The following is a 5,725-nucleotide window of genomic DNA, read 5'->3' as shown; positions in this document are numbered from 1 at the left end:
CCCCGAGCACGGCGTTGACCAGGCCGGAGATGCCGGAGCGGATCGGGCCGGCGGCCGCCCGGGCCGCCGCGCCGGCGAGCTTGCTGCCGATCGTGCCGAGCACGCCGTCGAGGCTGCGCCCCGAGGCGGCCCCGCGGGTGAGCGCCGAATCCAGGCTGCGCCCGAAATTCTTGGCGAGCTGGTCCAAGGTCTCGAGTTGCTTGATCCGGGCGGCATCCTGCGGATCGGGATCGGCGTCGCTCATCGGGCGGCCCTCCTGGTTGGTCGGGGTCAGCGTGGTGCCAACACCCGGGATCCCAAAGGGCTCAGCCCTTTGGCCGGGTCAGGGGTGGAGCCCCGGCTCCGTTCACGGGCCCGGATCCGGATAGGCGGCGAGCAGGCGCTCGAACCCGTCGCGGCTCAGAGGCTCCGGGCCGCGGCGGCGGCCGAGCGCGGCGGCGAACTCGCGGGGCGTGGCCGCCCAGAAGGCGGCGGGATTCCAGCCGAGCGCTCCGAGGCCGAGGGTGAGGGCGTCGTCCCAGGGAAAGGCCGTGGCTCGAGCCGGCGCCGACGCATAACCGTCGGGCGCCGGCCCTACCGAGGGTTTGCGGGGCCCGGCGCCTCCCCGAACGCGGCGGCGAGCACTTCGCCCAGGGCGGTGGAGACCGCTTCCAGCCCGCCGGCGAGCGGCAGGCGCGCCACCGCGTCGTCGTCGAGGGCGTGGCCGCCGCCGCGCAGGGCCGCCCCCAGCAGGGCGATGAGGTCCAGGGCCGAGACCCGGCCGCCATCGAAGCGTTCGGCCAGGCCGACGAGGTCGCCGGCCTTGAGCGCGCCCTCCAGTTCGGCCAGCGCGCCGAGGGTCAGGCACAGGGTGTAGCGATGGCCGGCGAGCTGGAGCGGCACCTCGCCGCGGATCCGGTTGGCCATGGCTCAAGCCGCCGTGAAGGCGAGCACGCCCGCCGAGTCGAGGCTGATGTCGAAGGTGACCTCGCCGGCATGGTCGCCTCGGTATTCGAGGCTCGCGATCTGGAACGGGCCCTCCAGGGTCCCGAAGGCCGGCACGACCACCTGGAAGGTCTCGATCGCGCCCTCGAAGAAGATCAGCCGCAGGCGCAGGTCCGAGGCCTGATCGCGGAACACCCCGGCGCCGGCGATCGCGGCCCGGCGTACGCCGGCACCGGCCAGCAGCTCCCGCCAGCGGCCGGTGGAGTCCGCGTTGGTGACGTCCACGGTCTCCGCGTTGAGGGTGATCTGCCGGGTGCGCAGGCCCGCCACCGCCAGAAAGCCGCCCGCGCCGTCGCCGGCCCGGAGCAGCAAATCCTTGCCCTTCTGTGCGCCCATCGGTTCCCTCCTGCCTCATCGCAATCGAACGTGCCGTGCGTGTCAGGCACCGCGCCCACCTCAAAGGGTCTCGGTGACGGCCTCGATCGTCAGGGTGGCGCGGGCCTCGCCGGTGCGGGCGTCGCGGCTCGCCCTGATCGCCCGGACCCGCAGGGTGACGAGGCGGCAGCCCTGGAGCGGCAGGGCGGCGTCGGTGAGGAGCGCGGCCATGCGGGCGGCCGCGTCCAGCGCGGTGCGGACCGAGCCGGGCTTGGCGATCACCGCGATGGCGTGGCTGTGGCGGCGGCGCTCGGCGCCGTCGACGGAATCGTCCACGCTCTCGGTGTCGCCGAACAGGGCGTAGACCGGCACCGAACCCCGGGGCGGCTCGTCGTGGAGCCGGACTTTTCCGCCGAGCAGGGCGGCCAGCGCGGCGTCGCCGGAGAAGCGGGCGATCAGGCCGGCGCGCAGGGCCAGGAGCGGGCTGGGGTCGCTCACGACGCGCTCTCCCGAACCAGCTCCTCGACGTGGCAGACGAGGTCGCGGCCCCGCGCGTCCGGCTCGCCGACGGCGCGGATCGCGAAGCGGCGGGGGCCGGCGGCGAGCCGCATGGTCGGGTCGAGGGCGACCCCGGCGCGCAGGGTGACCCGGTAGGTGGGACGCGTGTCGGTCCGGCCGCCCTCCGGGCGGTCGGCCAGCCCGGACGGGGTGATCGCGCCCCACAGGACCGGGCCGGCCACGAAGCGGCGCAGCACGCCCCCGAACCCGTCGGGCTGCTCCAGGGGCCGTTCGAGCACGAAGCGGCGGCGCCGGGCGCCGAGCGCAGGGTGGTGCGGATTGGGCGCCATCGGGGCTGCTCCGGTCGGTCGCATGCGGGCGGGGCGGCGGATCACAGGCGCATCCGCCGGAACGGCGCGGCGAGGTCGGCGGCATCGGTGCGGGCGGCATCCGGCTCGTCGCCGCGGTGCTCGTAGCGGGCGGCGGCCAGCCGCAGGATCGCGAGCCGCAGGGGCGCCGGCAGCGGCGGGCCGTCGCCCCCGAACCCGGCCGCGACCTCGATCAGGATCGTCCGGCCGGCCGGGTCCGGAACGTTTGCGTCGATCAGCAGGCCCGGCGCCTCGACCGGCTCCGGCCCGAGGCGGACCAGGCCGGCGGCGAGTTCGGTGACGCCCTTCGCGTCCGCGAAGCCGGCGCGGACGAGCGCCACGAGCGGGCTCAGCGGCACGGCCAGCCGGCCGTTGGCGGGCCAGGCATCGAGGGCGATCCGGTAGCGGCCCGGGACCAGGATGCGGCGGGCCTCGATCTCCAGGCTGGCCCGGACCGCGGTGATCAGGGCCTGGAGCAGCCCGTCCTCGGTGCCGCCGTCGTCGGAGTCGAGGCGCAGGTAGGCCCGCAGCTCGGCGACGGTCACCGGCTCGACCACGGCCCCGTCGGCGCGTATCGGGATCATCGCGTTGCCCCCTCGCTGGATGTTTCGAATGCCGTCCCCGAAGCGCCGCCGGGCGGCCCTCACCGTCCCGGCCACCGTCCTGGCTGCGGCCCTGTCGCTGGCGGCCGGCCCGGCCCACGCGATCGTCGGCGGCGCCGAGGCGCAGGCCGGCGGAGCCGTGATGGTCCTGTCGTCGAAGGGCGGCGTCTGCACCGGCGTGGTGCTCGCCCCCGATACGGTGCTGACCGCCGCCCATTGCGCCGCCGCCGGGCAGGAGCACCGGATCCATTTTCGCGACGAGGCCGGGGCGCCGGTCCTCGTCGAGGTGGCGGGCCGGGCGATCCATCCGGGCTACGATGCCGGCGGAGCCTCGGGCCGCCGGCGGTCCATCGACCTCGCGCTCCTGCGCACCGCGACGCCGCTGCCGGCGCGCTTCGCCCCGGTGACCCTGGGCGCCGCGCTACCCCGGGCCGGCGAACGCCTGACCCTGTCGGGCTACGGCGCCGCCAGGGCCGGCGACCCGCGCTCGACCGGAACCTACCGCAGCGTCGGCTTGCCGGTGATCGAGCCGCACGGGCCGAGCCGCATCCTGGTCTGGCTGAAGGGTGCGGCCGGTGGGGGCTGCCAGGGCGATTCCGGCGGCCCGATCACCGCGCCGGACGGGTCCGTGCTGGCGCTGGCCGCCTGGGTCGGCGGGACCTGCGGCGGCCTCACCCAAGGCATTTTGGTGGGACCGCAGCGCGGCTGGATCGACCGGGTGCTGGCGGGATGGGGCCGCAGCGCGCAGTGGGGCGGCTGACGGGCCGCCCGTGGTGGGCAATCGCGCGGCGGGGTTGCGGTTCGCTGCCCGTGTGCGTGCGAGACGACGGCTGAGAACCCCAGATCGTCGGTCCGGGGCGCCGCGGGCGAGCCCGGAACCCACAGGCGGGGACCGCAAGACCTCGCTGAACCCGCGCTTCTCGGTTCCGGCCTCCGCTGCGCGGCCCCGGACTGACGGGGTTGGGGGTGAGCCGACAGATCCACCGCCGACCGGCCACGCGATCGAAGCTCAACAGTGGCCGATCAAAGTGTTCACCCATCTCATTGACTGCCGATCCGGAACCGCAGCTTGGCCGGTTCATTGCCTTGCTCTAGGCTCCCTCGGCGCCGCGCCTCTGGCCGCGGCGTCCCACCTTGCGCCGCGAGCGCCCCCGGAGTGCCCGATGTTCCGTCGCCCGATGCGCAAGGCCGGCCCCCGTGAGCGTCTGTTCGGCCTGGGGCTCGGCAGCGCCCTGCTGGGCGCCGTGGCCGGATTGATGCCGGCGCCCGCATCCGCGGTGATCAACGGCACCACCACCCGCGACCCCAACGGCGCCCGGACCTTCGCGGTGCGGATCGAGAGCACCGAGGGCGAGATCTGCTCGGGCACGCTGATCGCCCAGGACCTCGTGCTCACCGCCGCCCACTGCGTGATGCGCCCGGCCGGCTACACCGTCATCAGCGTGGACCGCGGCTTCCGCCAGCAGCGCACCCCGGTGATCGCCGCGACCATGCATCCGGACTTCGTGCCCGGCACGACCCCGGAGGACCAGCCGGGCGTCGACCTCGCCCTGCTCAAGCTCGAGGCGCCGCTCGGCGCCGACTACGTGCCCCTGGATCCGCGCGGGGCCGCCACGATCGACACCGGCGCGCCGGTCGACATCGCCGGCTTCGGCGTCGTGGCCGAGAACCGGCGCGACTCGGCGCGGATCCTGCGGCTGGCGCACCTCGTGTCGATCGGCTCGCTGCAGGTCGCCAACCGGGTGACCGTGGTGACCGACCGGCGGCGGATGGCCGAGACCTCGGGCGCCGGGGCGTGCCTGGGCGATTCCGGCGGCCCGATCCTGGTCGGCGGCCCCGGCGGCTACCGGATCGTCGGCGTGGTCAGCTGGTCGAGCGGCGCCCTGCAGCAGGGTGCGCGCCGGACCGCCTGCGGCGGCTTCACCGCGGTGACGCCGGTGGCGGAGCATACCGGCTGGATCGCCACCCGGTCGGCCGAACTGTCGCGGATCCCGGTCGGCGAGGCCCTGCCCCGCGGCAACCGCTCCGACTGGATGGCCAAGCCCGGCCGGCGCCGCTGAGCCTCGTCCCCGGGCCCGTCATCGGCCGTCGGGATGAGACAGCGCGCCCGGACGTGTCGGCGCCGCTCGGAACACCGGGCGCGCCGTCGCGTTTGTGCAACGCAATCGCGTTCGATGAGGACCCGCGGCCGTATCGGCATCTGCGCGGAGGCCCGCACGCAAAGTCACGGAGCAGATTTGATGGCTGAGACCGGCAAAGGCGACACCGTTCGCTCGCACAAGACCCGTAACAACACCGATTCGAACGCCAAGCAGGTCTCGGTCGAGGCGCTGAACGCCCGGCTGGCGGACGGCATCGACCTCGCCCTGGCGATCAAGCAGGCGCACTGGAATCTCAAGGGCCCGCAGTTCATCGGTATCCACGAGATGCTGGATGGCTTCCGTACCGAGCTCGACGACTTCAACGACAAGGTCGCGGAGCGCGCGGTGCAGCTCGGCGCCACGGCGTTCGGCTCGACCCAGGCGGTCGCCGAGAAGACCAAGCTGCCGGCCTACCCGACCGGGATCTACGCCATCGCCGACCACGTGGCCGCGCTGATCGACAGCTATGCCGCCTACGCCAACGCGGTGCGCGATAACATCGACGAGACCGACGAGGCCGGCGATGACGGCACGTCCGACCTGTTCACCGAGATCTCGCGGGCGGTCGACAAGCACCTCTGGTTCCTCGAGGCCCACGTCCAGGAGCCGACCGGCACCCTGCGCGACGGCAACCCGGGGCGGTAAGCGCTTCGGTCGAGAGCCAAGCGGATTCGGTAATGGCACGCTCCTTCCCTCCCCCCTCTGCGGGGGAGGGTGGGCCGGCCGTTTGGCCGGGTCGGGAGAGGGGCGGCGTGACGGTGCAGGAGTTCGCGCCCGTCGCGCCCTTTCCGGAGGCGTCGCTCCCCTCTCCCGCCCC

At 74.6% G+C, this 5,725-nt stretch carries 8 protein-coding genes and 2 pseudogenes; 3 read left to right on the top strand and 7 right to left on the bottom strand.

The window, feature by feature from the left end:
- The 7 genes and pseudogenes from FV242_RS32440 to FV242_RS32410 all read right to left on the bottom strand — a co-directional run.
- A pseudogene (locus FV242_RS32440) lies at positions 1-244 on the bottom strand (phage tail tape measure protein); the annotation flags it as partial.
- Positions 245-346: 102 nt separating this feature from the next.
- Positions 347-514 (bottom strand): annotated as a pseudogene (locus tag FV242_RS32435) (phage tail assembly chaperone); the annotation flags it as partial.
- Between the two features lie 59 nt (positions 515-573).
- Positions 574-906, bottom strand: a complete 333-nt coding sequence (locus tag FV242_RS32430; RefSeq protein WP_147941806.1) for a gene transfer agent family protein — start codon at positions 904-906, stop codon at positions 574-576.
- A gap of 3 nt (positions 907-909) precedes the next feature.
- Positions 910-1,320: a phage major tail protein, TP901-1 family gene (locus tag FV242_RS32425; RefSeq protein WP_147910794.1), complete on the bottom strand. Its 411-nt coding sequence runs from the start codon at positions 1,318-1,320 to the stop codon at positions 910-912.
- A 60-nt stretch (positions 1,321-1,380) separates the two neighbouring features.
- A complete protein-coding gene (locus FV242_RS32420; RefSeq protein WP_147941805.1) occupies positions 1,381-1,797 on the bottom strand; it encodes a DUF3168 domain-containing protein in 417 nt (138 codons plus the stop codon).
- Complete coding sequence (locus tag FV242_RS32415) at positions 1,794-2,147, bottom strand: head-tail adaptor protein (RefSeq protein ID WP_147941804.1); 354 nt, start codon at positions 2,145-2,147, stop codon at positions 1,794-1,796. Before FV242_RS32415 ends, FV242_RS32420 begins: the two co-directional genes overlap by 4 nt.
- Before the next feature lie 41 nt (positions 2,148-2,188).
- On the bottom strand, positions 2,189-2,749 hold the full coding sequence (locus FV242_RS32410; RefSeq protein WP_147941803.1) for a hypothetical protein: 561 nt from the start codon (positions 2,747-2,749) through the stop codon (positions 2,189-2,191).
- Positions 2,750-2,777: 28 nt separating this feature from the next.
- On the opposite strand from FV242_RS32410, the gene FV242_RS32405 reads away from it, so the two are divergent.
- The 3 genes from FV242_RS32405 to dps all read left to right on the top strand — a co-directional run bounded on the left by FV242_RS32405 (position 2,778) and on the right by dps (position 5,553).
- The gene (locus tag FV242_RS32405; protein WP_147941802.1) at positions 2,778-3,527 is read left to right on the top strand and encodes a trypsin-like serine protease; all 750 of its coding nucleotides are present in this window, start codon (positions 2,778-2,780) and stop codon (positions 3,525-3,527) included.
- Between the two features lie 403 nt (positions 3,528-3,930).
- A complete protein-coding gene (locus FV242_RS32400) occupies positions 3,931-4,827 on the top strand; it encodes a trypsin-like serine protease (RefSeq protein ID WP_147941801.1) in 897 nt (298 codons plus the stop codon).
- A gap of 180 nt (positions 4,828-5,007) precedes the next feature.
- Positions 5,008-5,553 carry a DNA starvation/stationary phase protection protein Dps gene (gene dps / locus FV242_RS32395; protein ID WP_147910800.1) on the top strand — a complete coding sequence of 182 codons (546 nt, stop codon included), beginning with the start codon at positions 5,008-5,010 and terminating at the stop codon, positions 5,551-5,553.
- Positions 5,554-5,725: the final 172 nt, after the last annotated feature.

Source organism: Methylobacterium sp. WL64, assembly GCF_008039945.1.
In the GTDB taxonomy this organism is placed as follows: domain Bacteria; phylum Pseudomonadota; class Alphaproteobacteria; order Rhizobiales; family Beijerinckiaceae; genus Methylobacterium.
This window is presented reverse-complemented; position numbering and strand designations above follow the sequence as displayed.